At 36.7% G+C, this 19,366-nt stretch carries 19 protein-coding genes and 1 pseudogene; all 20 read right to left on the reverse strand.

Translation table 11 applies throughout. The features are described from left to right. Positions 1–179: 179 nt before the first annotated feature. On the reverse strand, positions 180–698 hold the full coding sequence (locus EO122_RS07745; RefSeq protein WP_127010086.1) for a hypothetical protein: 519 nt from the start codon (positions 696–698) through the stop codon (positions 180–182). A gap of 224 nt (positions 699–922) precedes the next feature. Beyond that, positions 923–1,852, reverse strand: coding sequence for a zinc ribbon domain-containing protein (locus EO122_RS07750; protein ID WP_127010087.1), 930 nt, complete (start codon positions 1,850–1,852; stop codon positions 923–925). Between the two features lie 15 nt (positions 1,853–1,867). Further along, positions 1,868–2,608, reverse strand: a complete 741-nt coding sequence (locus EO122_RS08415) for a DUF805 domain-containing protein (RefSeq protein ID WP_127010088.1) — start codon at positions 2,606–2,608, stop codon at positions 1,868–1,870. A gap of 16 nt (positions 2,609–2,624) precedes the next feature. Continuing rightward, positions 2,625–3,164: a hypothetical protein gene (locus EO122_RS07760; RefSeq protein ID WP_240632682.1), complete on the reverse strand. Its 540-nt coding sequence runs from the start codon at positions 3,162–3,164 to the stop codon at positions 2,625–2,627. Beyond that, positions 3,165–3,278 (reverse strand): annotated as a pseudogene (locus tag EO122_RS08450) (zinc-ribbon domain-containing protein); the annotation flags it as partial. A 227-nt stretch (positions 3,279–3,505) separates the two neighbouring features. Beyond that, entirely contained in the window at positions 3,506–4,039 is a 534-nt protein-coding gene (gene gmhB, locus EO122_RS07765) for a D-glycero-beta-D-manno-heptose 1,7-bisphosphate 7-phosphatase (protein ID WP_127010090.1), read from the reverse strand. Then, positions 4,039–5,004 carry an ADP-glyceromanno-heptose 6-epimerase gene (gene rfaD / locus EO122_RS07770; protein WP_127010091.1) on the reverse strand — a complete coding sequence of 322 codons (966 nt, stop codon included), beginning with the start codon at positions 5,002–5,004 and terminating at the stop codon, positions 4,039–4,041. The genes gmhB and rfaD overlap by 1 nt, the downstream gene beginning before the upstream one ends. Continuing rightward, positions 5,001–6,485, reverse strand: a complete 1,485-nt coding sequence (gene rfaE2 / locus EO122_RS07775; protein WP_127010092.1) for a D-glycero-beta-D-manno-heptose 1-phosphate adenylyltransferase — start codon at positions 6,483–6,485, stop codon at positions 5,001–5,003. Before rfaE2 ends, rfaD begins: the two co-directional genes overlap by 4 nt. Further along, positions 6,478–7,050 (reverse strand): D-sedoheptulose 7-phosphate isomerase, encoded by a 573-nt coding sequence (gmhA, locus tag EO122_RS07780; protein ID WP_127010093.1) that lies wholly within the window; start codon positions 7,048–7,050, stop codon positions 6,478–6,480. The genes rfaE2 and gmhA overlap by 8 nt, the downstream gene beginning before the upstream one ends. Beyond that, on the reverse strand, positions 7,043–7,516 hold the full coding sequence (gene nrdR, locus EO122_RS07785; RefSeq protein WP_126938215.1) for a transcriptional regulator NrdR: 474 nt from the start codon (positions 7,514–7,516) through the stop codon (positions 7,043–7,045). Before nrdR ends, gmhA begins: the two co-directional genes overlap by 8 nt. Before the next feature lie 11 nt (positions 7,517–7,527). Then, the gene (locus EO122_RS07790; RefSeq protein WP_127010094.1) at positions 7,528–8,445 is read right to left on the reverse strand and encodes a DUF535 family protein; all 918 of its coding nucleotides are present in this window, start codon (positions 8,443–8,445) and stop codon (positions 7,528–7,530) included. Positions 8,446–8,635: 190 nt separating this feature from the next. Next, positions 8,636–9,085 (reverse strand): dUTP diphosphatase, encoded by a 450-nt coding sequence (locus EO122_RS07795; protein ID WP_127010095.1) that lies wholly within the window; start codon positions 9,083–9,085, stop codon positions 8,636–8,638. A gap of 12 nt (positions 9,086–9,097) precedes the next feature. Continuing rightward, positions 9,098–11,167: a polyribonucleotide nucleotidyltransferase gene (locus tag EO122_RS07800; protein WP_127010096.1), complete on the reverse strand. Its 2,070-nt coding sequence runs from the start codon at positions 11,165–11,167 to the stop codon at positions 9,098–9,100. A gap of 92 nt (positions 11,168–11,259) precedes the next feature. Next, the gene (locus EO122_RS07805; protein WP_127010097.1) at positions 11,260–11,622 is read right to left on the reverse strand and encodes a hypothetical protein; all 363 of its coding nucleotides are present in this window, start codon (positions 11,620–11,622) and stop codon (positions 11,260–11,262) included. Positions 11,623–11,700: 78 nt separating this feature from the next. Then, complete coding sequence (locus tag EO122_RS07810; RefSeq protein WP_127010098.1) at positions 11,701–12,390, reverse strand: zinc ribbon domain-containing protein; 690 nt, start codon at positions 12,388–12,390, stop codon at positions 11,701–11,703. Positions 12,391–12,536: 146 nt separating this feature from the next. After that, positions 12,537–14,102 carry a hypothetical protein gene (locus EO122_RS07815; RefSeq protein WP_127010099.1) on the reverse strand — a complete coding sequence of 522 codons (1,566 nt, stop codon included), beginning with the start codon at positions 14,100–14,102 and terminating at the stop codon, positions 12,537–12,539. A gap of 95 nt (positions 14,103–14,197) precedes the next feature. Beyond that, entirely contained in the window at positions 14,198–15,871 is a 1,674-nt protein-coding gene (locus EO122_RS07820) for a hypothetical protein (RefSeq protein WP_127010100.1), read from the reverse strand. Positions 15,872–15,894: 23 nt separating this feature from the next. Beyond that, positions 15,895–18,381 carry an Hsp70 family protein gene (locus EO122_RS07825; protein ID WP_127010101.1) on the reverse strand — a complete coding sequence of 829 codons (2,487 nt, stop codon included), beginning with the start codon at positions 18,379–18,381 and terminating at the stop codon, positions 15,895–15,897. Next, entirely contained in the window at positions 18,378–18,749 is a 372-nt protein-coding gene (locus EO122_RS07830) for a hypothetical protein (protein WP_127010102.1), read from the reverse strand. The genes EO122_RS07825 and EO122_RS07830 overlap by 4 nt, the downstream gene beginning before the upstream one ends. Positions 18,750–19,159: 410 nt before the next feature. Then, a partial coding sequence (locus EO122_RS07835) for a transposase (protein WP_164725999.1) occupies positions 19,160–19,366 on the reverse strand: 207 nt, incomplete at its 5' end.

The raw sequence follows: 19,366 nt of genomic DNA on the forward strand, positions 1-19,366 counted from the left end.
ATTTACATTTTTATACAGTTCTTATATTAAAGAAACTGAACAGATTAATTGCTGTCCCCAAAACTTGATAAAGAGCCTTTAATTTCATTACAGCCTCTATTAAAAACTTATCAATACTAACTACATGTATGGCTCAATACAATTGTAATCCCATGCCCTCGGGACGGTACACTAGCATATCATATGATTCCTAGTATCTGTGACAATATCACAATTCCATATATACTTAGCACTGTATATATGGCATGTAATGCACGTACTACAATTTTTTCTAATCTTGGTCTTCCAAACAGATTTTCATAGCGAACAAAGAAGGCATCTGGATGTTCTTGTTCCGCCGATCTACCTATGACTCGATACACCACTATACTCGTCCTAATGGATAGAATGATTGCCACACAGGCAAGTACAACTAATCCATACTGAACCCACAATGGCTCTCGAACAAAGGCTTTCACCACTAAGATACCGATTACATCTACAGCCCCAGTGCATCCCATCGCAATCGCAATGAGAATAGCCACCACACGGCCAGACATAAAATGTAAAATGCTTTCTAACGTGGTCCCTACGGTTTCTGCTGTTGTCTCTTCTTTAGAAGTAGCAAATGGATTAAATCCAATCCAACGATTCAAACACCATAATTGATACATAGCCCATACTGTAACATAGGCTAAACAAATGTGTAATTCTGTCATATCCTACCTCCGTTACTGTAACAATATCTTATCCATGCACTGCAAATAGAATCTGGATAATACTATCTGTATTGGTTATCTTATCTACATTATAACACAGATTCCTAACTAACTTCATACAATCACAAGTAACCGCCACATTGGATGAAAGAAAAACGTCTAGTCCTTATTGACTAGACGCTTTCAGATTATAGTATTTTTTTAACCATGGTATATAATAGGTTTTAAGCATCAAACAAATCGAATAGTGTATCTAACAAATCTCCACCACTATCACCAGCGTCTGCTAACAAGTCACCAGCATCATCCAGCGATAGGGAATCTGCGATAGAATCATATTCAAGATCTGCATTTTCAAATAGACCTGTATAATCCCCCGATGCAGGTGTATCCATATCCAAACCTAATTGACCAGACGCTAATGCATCAGAAAATCCCAATGATGGATCCCCAGGGTATACATCTGTACCTATAGGAATATCATTTAATCCCTGCACGCTATCAAATGGAGTCGACAAGCCTAAGTCAGGATAACCGTTAAATACATCCGTTAATGAGTTCATACTATGATCCATTAAAGATATATCTGATAAGTTCAGATGACTTAAACTACTCGTTGTATCTCCTACTGAATGGCTGTGTAAAAAACGACTCAATTCATGGGCTAAGAAAGTCCCTCCAAACGATGCTGCAGCTAGTCCAGCATAATGGCTCCATTGAGATCCAGTTCTAGGTACAGTAGTATTCTGAGTAGATGGTGGAAGGTTATATTCTAATGTATTGGCACCATTTGTTGTATTAGGTGCATTCAACGTCGCTCCTACATTAGCCTTCGGTTCTATCCCTAAGTTATGATATAACACATCAATACGACTGTATAAGTAGGCTATCTCTTGTAAATCATCTACCTGCTTAGACGGTTCTGTCTCACGAATTTTATTCAATAATAAACTGATCCTATAATAATCAGGTAGTGCCCCTGCCTTTTTATACTCTTCCACAATAGCCGGCACATACATTTGAGTCATCGTTGCTGTAGGCGACACGGTTGTATTCTCTGTTACACCTTCTAACGGTTGCGATTGACACCCACATCGAAAGCAAAACTTATCGTCCAATTTAAGTTGTGTTCCACAGTTCGTACAAAATTTCATATACTATCCTTTTTACTATTGATTAGGTTGTTTTCTTACTTTACCATATTTGTTTGGCAATGGATCACTTTCTGCAAATGCTATTAGGATTGCCCCATAAATAGGGATCAACATATACCATCCTGAACGATTAGTGTCATGCAATCGTCTAGCATTTAACGCAATGTTCGGAAGGAAGAACAGTAAACTAATCAAGGAACCAAACTTATCATTAATAGCAGCTGCCAATAAACTTATAATCATGTACACAATTTGAAAACTCCAATACTCCCAACGTGTTGCACGGCCCTCAAAACTAGCATATTTTTCAGTTAATGCCGTTTTAAAGTTTAAAAATAAGTTTGATGATACTACATACTCAACAGCATCGGTATTATACATCCCCTGTTGTGGATTACCATAGGCTGCTCCTGCCGGATTTCCATTCATTTGGTAATTAGGCTGCCCTTGTGGTTGACCATAGTTAGGCTGTGTATACTGCGCTTGTCCTTGTGGCTGTTGATTATAATTTGGTTGCGCATATTGTGGTTGACCTTGTGGATATTGATTATACGTAGGTTGAGCATATTGCGGAGGCACATTCATATTTTGTTGTGGTGGCACTTGACCATTCATTTGACCTTGTTGACCATGGTTAGGTGCGGCCTGATTATTTTGTTGACTCTGATTTGAAGCTTGGTTAGCATTTAAATTGCCACAACTAGGGCAAAATTTATCCGTTTCATTCATTCCATTACCGCATTTTGAGCAAAACATAATAGTCTCCTATCTTTTAAAATAACTCTGTTAATGTGGAAGTTTTTCCATTATACGAAACAGTAATCCGATTTGAATCGGATGTCACATAATTATTTTTTTCACGTGTATACGCTTTTATAATAACCTTTCCTTTAGGTCCATCACAAGTAGCTGTTACAACAACATTTTTACCATCTTCATCATAGTCCCACTCAAAGTCCTTCTTAGTGATTCCTTTGTCGCCAGTAACATATCTGGCCATTGCTACTACAATCTCTTCATATCTCCGGTGACCATAATGTTCATTTTCAAACTCCATTCCTTTTACGTTATCAATATACTGTTCTTCTACATGTAACTGATACGCACCTAATCCCATGATAAAAATCACTACCATAACAACAGCAATTAAAATAAATTTAATAACATTCTTGGACTCTTTATCACCTTTAGAGATTGGATAAGAATTCGTAGGCATTTGAGGTTGTCCCATTGGCTGTTGTGAATGCTGCATATTTGGATTAGGTATCTGCGAGATTGGATTTGTATCAATCATTAGATTTTCATTCTTCATGCCACATTCAGGACAAAAAGCCGAACTATCCTCCATTTGCTTACCACAATTAGGACAAAACACGCTCTCGCCCCCTTTCTTCAACACTTTATGAGTAGTTAAGTACACTTTCACGCATACTTTTTCATATATTTACTTAATTATATCAAAACATGTATGACATTTTTTGTCACTATTACATTTTTTTATAATATAAATAAAAACATTTTCTAATACATGTGGCTCTTGAAAAAGAAACCCTTAGATGTACATACACATCTAAGGGGTTCTCACATCCTGATTATATAATTTTCCTAACCGCTATAGTAAATATTAGGGCTAGCCATATAAAGAGTCCTTAATTATAATCCCAATAACTTACGCCCTTCTTCCCATGCGAAGATAGGCTCTAAGAAGGTCATTAAGTTTTCTTCTTCAAATGGATATGCACGCATACCAATAGATTCAGCTGCTTGCACATCAGATGGTTTATCCCCTACAAGGAAACTACCATCTACATCCACATTCCATTCTTCAATAGCTTTTCTAAGCATACCTGGGCTTGGTTTACGGCACTCACATGTTTTTGTGTAGGCTTCTACCTTTCCTTCTGGATGATGTGGGCAATAATAATACGCCAAAATTGTAACACCTTGCGCTTCTAAACGACGAGACATCTCTTCATGTAAAGCCACAACATCTTGTTCTGTATAGAAACCACGGGCTACACCACTTTGATTGGTCACCACAATAATATCATACCCTCGTTTTTGAGCCTCTTTCATAGCGTCAATAGCTCCTGGAATAAACTCCAATTGCTCTGGATTTGATAAATATCCTACATCAACGTTAATGACGCCATCACGATCTAAAAATAATACCTGTCTAGTTTCCATTATTTTACATACCCTTCATTATCTCGTAATAATGCACAATATTCATGAACCGCCTGTTCTAATGGTGTAAATCCTTTGTCATAACCTGCAGCTAATAACTTTGTAGTATCTGCTTGCGTATAACTTTGGTATTTCCCTTTTAATACTTCTGGGAAGTCAATATAACGAATGTCACCTTTTCCAGCAAAGGAAATAACCGCTTTCATAAATTCATTAAACGTATGGGCATGACCCGTTCCACAGTTGAATACACCACTGATCTCAGGATGTTCCCAGAAATAGAAATTGACATTCACTACGTCCTTCACATAAATGAAATCACGAGTTTGTTCTCCATCTCCATAACCATCGATTCCTTTAAACAACGTAATTTCGCCAGTTTCCATCAATTTATAATACATTTGACGTACTAATGAGGCCATCTTATCCTTATGTGTCTCGTTAGGACCAAATACATTAAAGTAACGTAAGCCTACACATTGAGATTGTAAACTGTTTCTATATTTTGCCACATATCGATCAAATAATAATTTTGAATATGCATAGGGATTCAATGCTTGTTCGCATTCAGGATCTTCTCTAAATCCCTTTGTACCATGGCCATAGGTAGATGCAGAGGATGCGTAAATGAATGGTGTTCTTCGTTCTTGACAATAATGAAATAGATTTTTAGACCCTTCATAGTTGTTTTTCATCATGAAACGGCCATCATAATTCATAGTGTCTGCACAAGCACCTTCATGGAATACCACTTCAATAGGGCCACAATCAAAGGTATTTTGTTCTACTGCCGTATCAAAATCTTCATAATCAATATAGTCTGCAAAATCAAGCATTTCGATGTTGCGAATTTTACGACCATCTGTCAGGTCATCCACGATAAGTATATCGTTACGACCTTTGTTATTTAATTCTTTTACAATATTGGAGCCGATAAATCCAGCGCCACCTGTAACAATAATCATAGTGTTCCTTCCTCTACTGATCCTTGAATTTTTTCAATGATGCTCGTCGTAGAATATCCATCTTGAAATGGTAAAATTTGAACCTCTTCTACAAACTCTTTTCCAATCACATCTTCTGGCTTATAATCGCCACCTTTAACCAAAATATTTGGTCGCAACTTTGAAAGTATTTCTGCTGGTGTATCTTCTTGAAATAATACAACCCCATCTACAAACCCTAATGAACTCATTAATAAAGCTCTATCTATTTCATGGTTAATAGGCCGACTTTCACCTTTTAAACGCCGCACGGAAGCATCCGAATTAAGGGCCACTATTAAATGATCTCCTAAATTAGCCGCTTCTTTCAAGTACGTCAAATGTCCACGATGCAAAATATCGAAACATCCATTAGTAAATACGACAACTTCCCCTCGATTCTGCCAGGTACGAATTTTTTTCGCCAAAGCCTCTACAGAATACAGCATTTCTTTTTCTTCTTTTTTGGCTTTGATCTTGGATAGTAAGTCTAATAACTCTTGACGATGAATTGGGTAGGTTCCTACCTTAGATACTACAATGCCTGCCGCTGCATTAGCTGCTACTAGAGCGGCTCGTACAGAAAGTCCTGCTATCAAGGTAGTTAACATCATAGCCACCACCGTATCACCAGCACCGCTTACATCAAATACATCCTGTTTCTTTGTTTCTCCATTGTGCCATATATTACCATCTTTACGAACGAACGTAACGCCTTTAGCTGATCGTGTGACAACGATGAATTCCAAATCCATTTGACTTAAGATTTGATGCGCTGCTTGTACAACAGCTTCATCTGTATTTTCCACTTCATAACCAACAGCCACACTTAACTCTTTCACATTGGGGGTAATACAAGTCGCTCCATTATATTTTGACCAATCAGATCCTTTAGGATCCACAATCGTCATAATACCATGCTTTTTGGTACGTTCGAACACTTGTGCTAATAAGGACGGTTGGCAAACGCCTTTACCATAATCCGAAATTACGAGCCCTTGTAATTTCTTTTCGATTAATACATCTAGCCAATGTAAGATATGCTCTTCACTATCTTCTGTAAGAGGTTTCGTTACTTCGTAATCTAGACGAACAATCTGCTGTTGTCCTCCTAGAATGCGTGTTTTTGTTGTTGTGGGAATACCATCCTCTACAAATACTCCATGACTATGGATTCGATTATCCTGTAATTGTTGTCGTACAATCAAGCCATGTGCATCGTTACCAACACGAGCTGCCATGTGTACTTCACAATCTAAACGAGCCAGATTATTGGCTACATTCGCAGCTCCACCTAGCACCTCTGTTTCTCGCTCTACCACATTCACTGGTACTGGAGATTCTGGCGATATACGTGTCACATTACCAAAAATATAGCGATCCAACATGCAATCTCCAATGACACCCACCCGCAAAGAGGGTAGTTCTTTCGTTAAAAAGGATTGTAATGTGCGATTACGCATACTCTTCTTCCACCAATTCACATAAAATATGACCTGCTAAAATATGCATTTCTTGAATGCGCGCTGTCACCTTAGAGGGTACAGCAAACGTTAAGTCACAAAGTTCTGCTAATTTCCCACCGCTTTCACCAGTGAACGCAAAGGTATGCATACCCACATTGCGTGCGGCTTCTACAGCTTTCACTACATTTTTACTATTGCCAGAAGTAGAAATGCCGATTAGAATATCTCCAGAACGACCTAACCCTTCCACTTGACGAGAAAATATATCCTCAAATCCATAGTCATTACCCACTGCTGTTAGGATGGATGTATCCGTGGTCAATGCAATGGCAGCCAAAGAACGTCGCTCCTTTTGAAAGCGGCCAATTAACTCCGCTGCTATGTGCTGTGAATCCGCTGCAGAGCCTCCATTTCCACAAAATAATATTTTATTTCCTGTTGCCAACGCTACTTTGCATCGTGCTGCCATTTCTTCTATGACATTCATGACCTCAAATGTAGCACTTAAGGTATCTACATGGTCAGAAATACTAGCACCAATAATCGGATGTAACTCACTCATGCTTTAAATCCTTTCCATGATTATCCAATAATTCATGTAGTTCTTGTAAAAAACTTTCTACATTATTAAATTGACGATACACAGAAGCAAATCGAACATAAGCGACTTGGTCTACATCTTTTAATAAAGATAATACAATCTCTCCAATACGCTCAGTACTAATCTCTTGTTCTACTTCCATGCGAATTTGTTTTTCTGTTTCATTGACAATGGCTTCCAATTGATCTGTAGACACACCACGTTTACTACAAGATCTCCAAAGTCCATTCATCAATTTAGACCGATCAAATAATTCTTTTTTTTGATCTCTTTTAACAACCATAATAGGTAGATCTTCGATGACTTCATACGTCGTAAAACGTTTTCCACAATTCATACATTCTCTACGACGACGAATGTTGTTATCGTCTGTTGAGCGAGAATCTGTTACTTTAATTTCATCATGATGACAATATGGACATTTCATAGGCAATCCTCCTATTTTCTTCGCAAGAATGTATCTACTTGACGACGAATTTCCTCTATAAAAGTATCTAGCATCTCATAGCGCTTGCGATACATATTGCGCTTATGTGTCTTAGCTGTTTCATACGTTTTTCGTTCTTCTTCAACAGGAATCACAAAAAATCTAGCATCCTCGTCCCATACATGACCACCTAGTTCTTGCCAAAACTCATCAAATGTTACTAATTTATGACGATGAAATCGCAATGCATGTGAATTAGAAAAAAATCCTTCATCAGATACCGCATATATATGTTGAATCCCCATATTGGTTGCTAATTGACGAAGCAAAAAAAAGATAAAGTTTTTAGGTCGATATCCATGCATTTTTTTTGTTAACTGTTTGGCTCTACTTAGTCCATCTTTATATCCTTGAATGGTACCTACCCAAATACATGGGTTTCCCTGTGTATCCTTACCAAATCTAAAATTAATGTGGTATAAGCCATGATCTTCATAACGCAATACTAATGTCAGGAGGCCTTCTTTTCTTTGCCCCGGAATAAAACGAAGTTTTGCATCTAATGCTAAGTCTTCAGAGTTCCAAAGTATGATGCCTTCTTCATTAGGATTATATAATTGTTGAATCGTACTCTCTAAAAAATAATCCGGCAATACAGAAAAGTGACGGATAATTGCATCTGTACGTTCGGAAGCTGTTGAATTCTTATACAAGAATACTCTCGTCACTATTTCCCAAATGCCTTCCTGCGCTTTCAATAAACCAGGATACACCTCATAGGCATCAAAGAACTCCTGAAGTTGAGTCATTTCCGATCTATTCTTAATAGCTCGCAGGGTAAAAACTAGCGTTCTTCGTTTTTCTTGCCAACTTTGACTCCTATATATAGTTTTTCCTAATTCCCATTGTTGCTTTGCATAACTAAACACAGTACGTCCTCCTCAGGATATTCTACATCACATTACATTATACCCCAAATTCATAATGAAATTCAATCTTTCAAGGTCCTATCCCCTATCCATGTAAAAGAACCTAAACTATAACGCTTAGGTTCTTTATGTATAGTCCTATCCAATAAAAGCTCAAGGTACTACTTACAGTATTGAATTAAAAACATACTTATTGGCGTCCTGTACTACCAATGCCACCGACACGAATACCACAAGCATCATCATCATGCGTCAATAGATATTTACAGAAAATCCCTTGTGCAATTCTTTCACCTTTTAACAAAGCTACAGGCTCATCAGTCATATTGTACATAGCAATCATAATATGACCTTCATTATCTTCATTGTTATAATAGTCGGAATCAATGATACCTGTACTATTAACTAAGATCAAACCTCGTTTAATAGCCATACTAGAGCGAACATGAATCGCTAAATATTCATCATAGTGCATGAATGCTTTTAATCCGGTGGGAATCAAAACTGTCTCTTTAGGCTCTATTACAATAGCTTCTGCACACTCAATGTCATACCCTGCACTCTCAGAAGTTTTGCGCTTCGGTAAGTTAATATCATGTCTCTCAAACGCAGATACCACTTCAAATCCACGAATATCCATGTTACACCTCTACTACTTCAATAGTTCTTTACGGGATAAATTGATACGGCCTTTGTCATCAATTTCGATAACTTTTACCATAATTTCATCGCCTACATTCACTACATCTTCTACTTTTTCAACACGCTCTCTTGCTAGTTGAGAAATATGTACTAATCCTTCTTTACCAGGTAATACTTCTACAAAAGCACCAAAGTTCATCAAGCGTGTGACTGTACCCATGTACACTTCACCAGCTTCAACTTCTTTTGTTAAGTTTGTAATGATTTGGATTGCTTTTTCAGCAGCTTCTGCTTCTACGGCAGCAATAGAGATTGTGCCATCATCTTCGATGTCAATTTTAGCACCTGTTTCTTCAATGATGCCTCGAATCACCTTACCACCAGTGCCGATTACATCACGGATTTTATCTGGATCAATTTTCATCGTTACAATGCGCGGAGCCCATTTAGACATTTCCTCACGAGGTGCGTCAATAGCTTCCATCATTTTACCCATGATGTGCATACGACCTTTATGTGCTTGTGCTAAAGCTTCTTCTAAAATCTCACGAGACAAACCGGAAATTTTAATATCCATTTGAATAGCAGTTACCCCTTTTGTAGTACCTGCTACTTTGAAGTCCATATCACCTAGAGCATCTTCCATACCTTGGATATCTGTTAAGATCGTATAATGTGCATCTTGTGTCACAAGTCCCATAGCAACACCTGCTACTGGCGCTTTAATAGGTACCCCTGCATCCATCAAGGATAAGGTAGAACCACACACGCTGGCCATGGAACTAGAGCCGTTGGATTCTAATACTTCAGATACCAAGCGCATAGCATATGGGAATTCTTCTTCTGTTGGAAGCACCGCTAGTAACGCTCTTTCAGCTAATGCACCGTGACCGATTTCACGGCGTCCAGGACCACGAGAAGAGCGAGTTTCCCCTACGGAGTAAGATGGGAAGTTGTAATGATGGATATAGCGTTTTTCTGTATCTAAACCAATGCCATCGATGGTTTGTTTTTCAGATAACGGAGCCAATGTACAAATGTTTAATACTTGTGTTTGTCCACGTGTAAATAAGCCAGAACCATGTGTGCGTGGTAATGCATTAACGCGACAAGAAATCGGACGAACTTCATCTAATTGACGACCATCTGGACGGATTTTTTCTACCGTAATCATATGACGTACAATTTCTTTTACCATTTTTTCTAAGGTAGCATAAATATCGCTCGCTTGTTCAGGGAATTGTTCTTCGAAATGAGCTAATACTTCTTCGAATACCGCTTGTTGTTGTTCTTCCCGTTGTACTTTATCTGCGCAACGTACAGCTGCATCTAATTTGGCATGTGCATAGGTACGAACTGCTTCTGCTACCACTGGATCTACTTCTTTAATTGGGAATGTGCGTTTTGCATGTCCAATTTCCGCCACCATAGATTCTTGGCAAGCTACGATTTTTTTGATTTCTTCATGGGCTGTCATGATAACTTCTAAGATAATGTCTTCAGGGATTTCGTTTGCTTCCCCTTCTACCATCAAGATCGCATCTTTTGTACCAGCCACTACCATATTCAATGTGGTTTCTTCTAATTGCGCCTCTGTTGGGTTCACAACGATAGAACCATTGACTAGACCCATGCGAACTCCTGCAATTGGGCCTGCCCATGGAATATCTGAAATAGACAATGCTGCAGATGCACCAATTAATGCGCAAATTTCAGGTGCATGGTCATGATCAACAGACAAAACTGTAGCAACTACATGGACTTCATTACGGCTACCTTTATCGAATAAAGGACGAATTGGACGGTCAATTAAACGGCTGTTTAAAATCGCAGACTCTGGTGGACGTGCTTCACGTTTAATAAAGCCACCTGGGAATCTACCAACAGCATACATTTTTTCTTCATAATCTACTGTCAAAGGGAAGAAGTCGATATCTTTCGCTTCTTTAGATGCTGTTGCTGTAACCAATACAACCGTATCACCATATTGTACCAATGCAGAACCACTTGCTTGTTTTGCTAACTCGCCAGTTTCAATCGTTAACGTACGACCTGCGAGTTCCATTTGGAATCGATTCATTCCATGCCTCCTGTTTAATTCTTTATCCTTTAAAAATCTCTATACTTGCTATTATACACGAGTAGAGGGGGAATGACAATTTAAAGCCTACGTTAAATCACTCGTCCAGACATATCATCCATATACCAGCGACCTCCAATTTTGACCATTGTTACATCGCCGACGAAGGTTTGATACACACGTTGACCATTTATATTGTCAATGGCATCTAGTTTATAATCAAAGGTTACACTATCATCAGAAATGGAAGTTGGTCGTGCATAGGTAAGAACACTAGAAACTGTTGTACTATAACCTTGACGCATGCTAGATAAGCCGCCCATTACTTCTTGACGATGTGTCGTTAACATATTATAGGCACTGCTGATATATCCATCGGATATAGCTTTATGATAATCGATAAGCGCTCTTCGAGCATTTCGAACTGCATAGTCACGAGAAGAGGAACCATACATGTAACTTGAGCTATTACTGGAACTATAACTTGAAGTACTTCCGTCACGAGCCTCCGCCATCTCTTTTTGTAATAGTTCTCATTCCTTTTTGAACTCATCTTTTTCTTTCTCTAAAGCTTTCACCTCTTGCTCATGCTTTTCTTTTTCTCTGGCTAGTTCTTCTTTTTTCTGCAATGCTTGATCCTTGTTTTTCTCTGGATGTGAGCTAGAAGTAAGAGAAGAGCCGTTAGAACTCGATGAAGAGGATTGATATAAAATACTTCCTACCATTACGACCAATAAGGCAACTATTATGCCTACAAATATTTTCGTAGTATTGTCATTCTCATCCTTTTCTATAGGCTGCGCAGCAGTAGTTATCTCCTGAGATCCACCAGAAACTTTTACGGTTTGAAAGGATTCTAAATCTTTTTTAAACTGAGGGATTTGATGCGACGAATTGCCCTGTGATTCTTGCATTTTAATACCAGAATCATTTTCAAAGTTCTTTGGGATCATCGTATTCAAAATTTCAAAAGAAGTATCACTAGTTCTCGGAACAGGTTTTGTTTCTTCCCGTGTCACGGTGATACACTCATGACTGTCCTTATCTCCTGTATCTCTATTTGACTGCGGAGGCATCGCTTGCACAAACTTATATCTTTCAACATCCTCAATCGATATAGATGTATCCTCAAGAGCTAATTTATCCTGATCAAGTCTAGCTCCACATTGTAAGCAAAATTTACTGCCTTCAATAACTTTTGCTCCACAAAACATACAAAACATGATTTAACTCCTTCTCTTCTTTTCAATTATTTTAGAGTATTAGTATCTAACATAGAGTCCACCTACCTAACTACCTAATATTCACATGCTCTTACCTTCATTATATGTTTTTTCACTAAATTAGTAACTACAGCAACTATACATAATTATTTATCATTAAAAAAGTATCCCAGAATAGCTAAACCAATAAAAAAGCCTATGGGGCCACCTACACTTGAAGCAACTGCTAATATTATAAGAGCAATGAAACAACCGCAACCCGAATCACTGGAAGAGCTCGAAGATGATTCCGAATATGTATATGAAGAAGACCTAGAGCTACTGCTAGAGGTCCGTGAAGAATAAGAGCTCGAATCTATAGTATCTCCAATTTCATTATAATATTTTTTGATGGATTCATACTGTTCCTCTACACCACGAATCACTTCTCGATTATTCGTTTTATTAGCATATGTACGTGCCACTTCCATATTATTTTTCGCTAATTTTAGGTTCCGTGCATACGCAAGGCCCCACGCCATGTGTAAATATGCATAAGCAGCTACCCCCGCCAATTCTTCTTTTTGACTTGTACTAAGCTGTAAACTGCTAAAAATTTTATTGATTAAAACTACTATATGAGGAAGAAAGTAATCATTATAAAAGCGAAGTGTTCTGCTTTCATGACCAAACTCATACAACACCTCTCGTTGCATGTGTTCTATCATCGCATTCAATTGTATACTATACTCATTATATTGAACAATCGTACTAAATTCTCGAAGCTGAGATAAATCAGTATCTAATTGTTCCACAAATTTACTATTCGAAATACATAATTGCCGTAACGTCTCTATAAAGTAAACGGATTCTTGAATATTCGTATCTGAAAGTTGATCGATAGAAACTTCCCGTAATTGCTCAAACACTTCTTTTGAAGCTGACATAATATCATGAATAGAATAATACTCCATCAGAGGTGCTTCTAGTTCACATATTTCTTTAAAATGTGGCCCCACAATATCTAGTAGCCTGCCACATGAGATACCATGATTGCTAGAGAATAAACTCTGTATAATCGCCTGCGTATCATTGATACAGTTCTGAATATCTAAATGATACATCCCTAAGAACTCTGTAGCAATATCACTATATTGTCCACAATTATATGTCTCCTCTGCTACCTTTAAAGCATCCTCCGTATAACATAATGAATATATTTCTTTTGCTACATATTGAAAGACCTGACGAATGTCATTTCGTAAACGTTCTATTTCTTTTTCAATTTGTTCTACTTCCTTGATATCAGAAATCCCTGCTACTTCACGAACCTCATTAATTTCCTTTAATACAGCCTCATAATCAATGTCATCATAGAACGTATCAATAGCAAGCACTACTTCATGAAATGGACGAGATAGTTCCCCTTCCATCATAGAGTACAGGAGCAAATTAATCTTTGCCAGTGGAGATTGCATCTCAAAAGCAGCATCCTCATATAACTTTACATTGTCTTTAACACGTTCATACACATCTAAATCTTCAGAAAAAAACCACCTAATTTCTTCAGAAAGGCGTTTTACAGGGCTCAATAATATATTTTGTTGTGCCTCGTAATCTATTCCATTGTCATCTTCTTCAAATAGCTTGTCCTCACACTTGTCTATAATTCTATACTTTTGCTCATAGGGACTAGCCCCTAACAGATAAAATGCATTGTCTGATAGTCTCATTATTTTCACCTTATTTTATATAGCTATTATATTAGGGTCACTACTGATTAATAGAATCTCATTTTAATCATGATTAATCTTCAAAGACAATAACTTTATTTTTCTTGTTTCTCCAAAAATAAACCAAGAGCCCCAAAAATAACCATGATTATAATAGATATAATTACCCCTTTAAATCCAGCTATTGCCCAACCAATAAATAATATGACAATAATAAATAAGCACCCTAAAAAGTCTTCTGTCTTAGAGCTATCTTCCTTCTTGCTTTTATCGGATATAAGTGAATTTATCATAGATTCATCTAATTTTAATTTCTTCTGTGAATGAGGCTCTACTTCTCGTTCATAAAAGTCCTTAATTCTCTCATATTCCGTATATATTTCATTAATACGCTCTGGATTATTGCTTTTTTTTACATAATAACAAGCACTCTCTAAGCATGCTAAAGATAATCCAAAGGCTCCAGCATACAAGAGTCCTCTTGCCATATATTGATATATACCTGCAATATATTCAGATACTTCTTCTACATCATTTTTATTTTTATAGAACTCTGGGTTTTTATACATTGATTGTATAACCGTATCAATGTAAGGAATAAAATAGTTGTGATAAACAGATAGATTATTAGGCCCCGCATTAACTTCATGCTTCACATATTCCACTAATAATCCGTCCATATCTAGTATTTTATCCAAATAATCTTCCGATACTTCCTCAGCAGTTTGTTCAGTACTTATACTATTTGTATTCACTTTTTCTGAGCTACGTCTATGTTGCTCCCTAACCTTAACAGCTGGTTTCCCTATGATTTCTTCAATTTCATCTGTATCTATTTCTAATTGTCTTATACAGAAAGTATTAGATGCACAAATACCTTTCAAGTCCTGTAGCACTGCATAAATAGCTTCTATACCATCTCTATCTATCTTCTCGATCAATATATTTCTAAATGCAGTAAAAATTTTTCTAGACCCTAACTCAACATCATGAATCGAACTATATTCTACTAACGGAGCCTCTAACTCAAAGATTTCTTCAAAGTGCATTTGTATGTTTTTAAATAAATCTTTACATAATATTCTATCTTTATGTTGTAACTGCTCTAAAATTAGTTCTTCTAAATCAGATACTTTGCATTGAATATCAAGATGATATACACTTAAAAACTCTGTGGCAATATCATTATAATGTCCTCTTCCATAAGTTTCCTTCGATATGTATAACGCTTCCCTCATATACATAGAAGATGGTAGCTCTTTAGTAATATATTGTAAGGATTGACGAATATCACCTTTTAAAGATTCAATCTCTTTATCCATTTGTTTTGCATCTTTTACAGCAGATATACCTGCTACTTCACGAGCTTCATTAATTTCTAGCAATATGGATTCACAATCAATCTCGTTATATGCTTTGTCAAGCGATAAAACTAGATCTGACAGCGAACGGGGAACTTTGCCTTCCATCATAGAATAGATCAGCAAGTTGATCCGTGCCAACGGAGATTGCATTTGAAATGCCTTATGTTCAAATAACTCCACCCTATGCTTAATGCTTTCAAATATATCTAAATCTTCAGAATAAAACCATCTAACTTCCTCATGAAGACGTTTAACTGGGCTCAACAATATATTCTGTTGAGCCTCATAATCTACCCCATCATCATCTTCTTCAAATAGCTTATCTTTACATTTATCTATAATTCTATATTTTTGCTCATAGGGACTCGTTCCTAACAGATAAAATGCATTTTCAGATAGTCTCATGTGATTACCCTTTTTCTATAAAACTACCCTTTTACAATATTGGCCAATAAAGCTGCATCTTCTTCATTAACATCAATCTTTATATCTAACAATTCTTCTATTAGGCGACATACTGTATTTCTATCTCCCTGATCAATGGCCGCAAGCGCTTGTTGCTTAATAGCATAAAAGCGATCCATATTTCTATATTTTTCAGGTTGTTCCAATTGCCATAACAACCATTTAAACACAAAGATAGGGTCGTATTTCTCATTAACATAGTAATTGAAACCTTTAATTTCATTAATGATATTTTCAAATGCAGAGTGTTTAGCAGAAATAACGCTCTCAGCTTGTCCAAAATACGTCTCATACCGATCATGTACATCTTTTGGAATATCCATTGGCACAATGGATTCATGGTAAAACTCTTTTAAAAACTCTAATTGCGCTTTACGAATAGGAACTAAATTATCACGACGAATTCCATTAAGTTTCTTACGAAGGGATAAGAGTTTTTCATATAAATGTTGAATATCTTCACGGTCAAGGTTTTCCACATTCATCGCTTGAGATGCTAGCTCACCTGCACTTTCGAGTTCCTCATGACCCGTCTCAATACTTTCACCTAAGTCTTTGATTTTTTCTAAAATGACTTTACCTTGTTTAGATAGCTCATCTGCTGCATTATCTAAGTCCATTTGTCCTTCTTCACGGGCATAAAAGTTTCTATCGCTGTTGAATACTTCTGAAATACTTGGAATGGAGATTTCAATCTTTACCCCACCAGATTCATCAACAGTATAGTCACAAATAATTTCGGCCCCTACCATGATTTTACCATAATCAAAATCTTGACCAGATACTTTCATGTACCCGATAAAACGATTGTCATCTGCACAATCTTCAATTTCTCCTTCCCATAATTTGAAATTCAAAGAGGCCGCAGATTTTGCTTGTATCGCTTCTGTAGCACGGAATTTTCGTTGTCCCTTACATGGTAATACATCCCCTTCTCTAACAATATAGTCTAAAGTGGATTCTTTACTATTTGTCGTATCTTGCACTTCAATCCCAATCGAATGAGACGCTAGAATATTACCAACCGTTGCCAATGTTTTGGCGATAACAATTTTATTATTTTCTACAGAAATCGTTTTACCTTGCTCGTTATAGACTTCTACTGTGAAAGTATTATTCCCCTTTTTGTTCAATGGAACTACTATGCTCGCTTTGTTAGCTAGCTTAATACTACCAGAAGTCCAACCAGTATCTACAGAAGTAACCTCCAATGTATATCCTTCAATTTCTTTAGATAAATTTACTAAAATTTTAGCTTTATCATCATTTGTTCTAGAAATATATTTAAAGCTCAAGCCCAATGTTTTGTCTGTTTCAATAACTGCTTTATTCGTTTTTCTCGTATTGGTAGAACTTTCCCAATCGATAGATTCCGCATAAATACTCGCTCCTTCAGAAACAGCCGTCATTGGATTTACTTCAATGCTACCTTGAATCGCTAACTCATTCACCACCATATCACGTAGCGGTTTGTAGTTAGTAGGGCCTCCAATAAATACAATTTTATCAAATTCATCTGGTCCAAGACCTGATTTTTCAATCGTTTCTCGAGTAGCTTGAATCGATTGATCCACAAGAGGCTTAATTAATTCATTAAACTGTTCCCGTGTAATAGTGATGTCTAAATAAATATCTTCCCCATCTAAATCTTGTACACCAGTTTCACCTACTATAGTGGCCTCTTCATCTGATGAAAGTTCAATTTTTGCCATTTCAATATAGTAGGAAGCAATCCGTGTTATTTTTTTATATTCTTTCTTACTTTGCCATCCATCAGGTAGTGAATAATTCTCCATAATCCAAGGGTTTACTACATTATTTAATAATAAACGGTCAAAGTCACGCCCTCCACACATAACCATTCCACCATGTGCTAAAAGATTCACTTTTCCCGAAATACTTTCAGCAATGGCTACATCTAATGTGCCTCCACCTAAGTCATAGATTAGGAAGTTTGCATTAGTATTACTCTGCATCATCACACTCATAATCGCAGCCACAGGCTCTTGCATCAGGCTAACATGTGAAAATCCTGCCAGTTTAGCCGCCTCTAGAGTAGCAGCATTCTGCATTTGATTAAATGCCGCTGGCACTGTAATCACTACACCTACTTCATCAGTTTCACGAATTTCTTCTGGTAGATTCTTATATAGTTCGCGAAGAATTTCTGCACTACATTCTTCTGGCGTTAACGTTTCATCGCCTATATTAATCTTTGTACTAGTCCCCATGAATCGTTTAAACAACACAGCACATCTATCTGGGTCTTGGGAATATTTAATATACTCATTTTTACCATAATAACGTTTCCCTCTTTTATCGATATAAATGGCAGAAGGCGTCACATCATTCTGATCTTTTTTGCTTTTCCATACTCGTACATTCTCTCCATCAAAGGTAGAAATTACACTATTTGTCGTTCCTAAATCAATCCCTACATAATATTTCATTTCTCTTTCCCTCCTAGAACAACAATTCCTTTTTTGATAATTGTAGTAGAATCTTTAACCTTTACTACAGGCTCTAACATGACTTCTATCATAAGCTCATCATTTTCAGTAAATTCTTCCATATTGATTGGTTCTATTGGCAAACCTGGATCATATTCACGGCCAGTAAAATCAATCCATTCTAACCCTGCAGTATTCAGTCCTTCGGCAAACATTTTATCAAAACGCGCAATTTGATTGGTCAATCTTTTTAAAAACCGCTCATCAGCTATACGTGGTACTAACGACTTAACAAATGCATTCAAACGATATGCTTCTACAGCCATCGTCACAACACCTTGTTGCATTTCCTCTACTTTTTTCTCCATATAGTTCACCTTCCTATAAAAATTTACATAGTTTGATAACTTATTCAAAACATAGTCGTGTTATATATCTCTCCCTTTCGATAGTATTATAGTTATGGTATTTAAAATTAATTTCATTATACCTTAATAGCTATATGTATTCAACGTAAACTATGCTACAAAATAACCACTACTCATTGAGCAAGGGTTATTATAGAACAAAAAAAGGGCTCTTTATCAAGTTTTGGGGACAGCAATTAATCTGTTCAGTTTCTTTAATATAAGAACTGTATAAAAATGTAAATATAATAAAATACTAGGAAACATAAGTGAGATACAATGGATGTAACTAATTTTAGGCACTACAAAGTAACCCCACTTATGTTTCTTTTTTTGTGGAGAGTCTACTATCATATAATATAGTTAATAGCCTATGCAGCGACAGATACAGATATATCAGGTTTGTTGTAGATACTAGGCAAAATCATCAGTAATCTAGCTCTAAATCGACCGAAATGACGAACACCATAGCTATTCCGTTTCAATACTTTAGTTTTGTTGTTACAACCTTCTGTAAAACCGTTAGAGTATGGTAATAGGAAAGCATTAACTACTTCGTCATGCCAACTTGTAAACGA

This window comes from Veillonella sp. CHU110 (genome assembly GCF_003992255.1).
Taxonomy (GTDB): Bacteria; Bacillota; Negativicutes; order Veillonellales; family Veillonellaceae; genus F0422.

Coding starts and splice junctions, on each gene's coding strand:
- EO122_RS07830 (WP_127010102.1), bottom strand. CDS start 18,749: ATGGAGAAAAAAGTAGAGGAAATGCAACAAGGTGTTGTGACGATGGCT.
- EO122_RS07825 (WP_127010101.1), bottom strand. CDS start 18,381: ATGAAATATTATGTAGGGATTGATTTAGGAACGACAAATAGTGTAATT.
- EO122_RS07800 (WP_127010096.1), bottom strand. CDS start 11,167: ATGAATCGATTCCAAATGGAACTCGCAGGTCGTACGTTAACGATTGAA.
- EO122_RS07820 (WP_127010100.1), bottom strand. CDS start 15,871: ATGAGACTATCTGAAAATGCATTTTATCTGTTAGGAACGAGTCCCTAT.
- EO122_RS08415 (WP_127010088.1), bottom strand. CDS start 2,608: ATGTTTTGCTCAAAATGCGGTAATGGAATGAATGAAACGGATAAATTT.
- rfaD (WP_127010091.1), bottom strand. CDS start 5,004: ATGATTATTGTTACAGGTGGCGCTGGATTTATCGGCTCCAATATTGTA.
- EO122_RS07810 (WP_127010098.1), bottom strand. CDS start 12,390: ATGTTTTGTATGTTTTGTGGAGCAAAAGTTATTGAAGGCAGTAAATTT.
- EO122_RS07750 (WP_127010087.1), bottom strand. CDS start 1,852: ATGAAATTTTGTACGAACTGTGGAACACAACTTAAATTGGACGATAAG.
- nrdR (WP_126938215.1), bottom strand. CDS start 7,516: ATGAAATGTCCATATTGTCATCATGATGAAATTAAAGTAACAGATTCT.
- EO122_RS07815 (WP_127010099.1), bottom strand. CDS start 14,102: ATGAGACTATCAGACAATGCATTTTATCTGTTAGGGGCTAGTCCCTAT.
- gmhB (WP_127010090.1), bottom strand. CDS start 4,039: ATGGAAACTAGACAGGTATTATTTTTAGATCGTGATGGCGTCATTAAC.
- EO122_RS07795 (WP_127010095.1), bottom strand. CDS start 9,085: ATGGATATTCGTGGATTTGAAGTGGTATCTGCGTTTGAGAGACATGAT.
- gmhA (WP_127010093.1), bottom strand. CDS start 7,050: ATGAGTGAGTTACATCCGATTATTGGTGCTAGTATTTCTGACCATGTA.
- EO122_RS07760 (WP_240632682.1), bottom strand. CDS start 3,164: ATGAAGAATGAAAATCTAATGATTGATACAAATCCAATCTCGCAGATA.
- EO122_RS07805 (WP_127010097.1), bottom strand. CDS start 11,622: ATGTATGGTTCCTCTTCTCGTGACTATGCAGTTCGAAATGCTCGAAGA.
- rfaE2 (WP_127010092.1), bottom strand. CDS start 6,485: ATGCGTAATCGCACATTACAATCCTTTTTAACGAAAGAACTACCCTCT.
- EO122_RS07745 (WP_127010086.1), bottom strand. CDS start 698: ATGACAGAATTACACATTTGTTTAGCCTATGTTACAGTATGGGCTATG.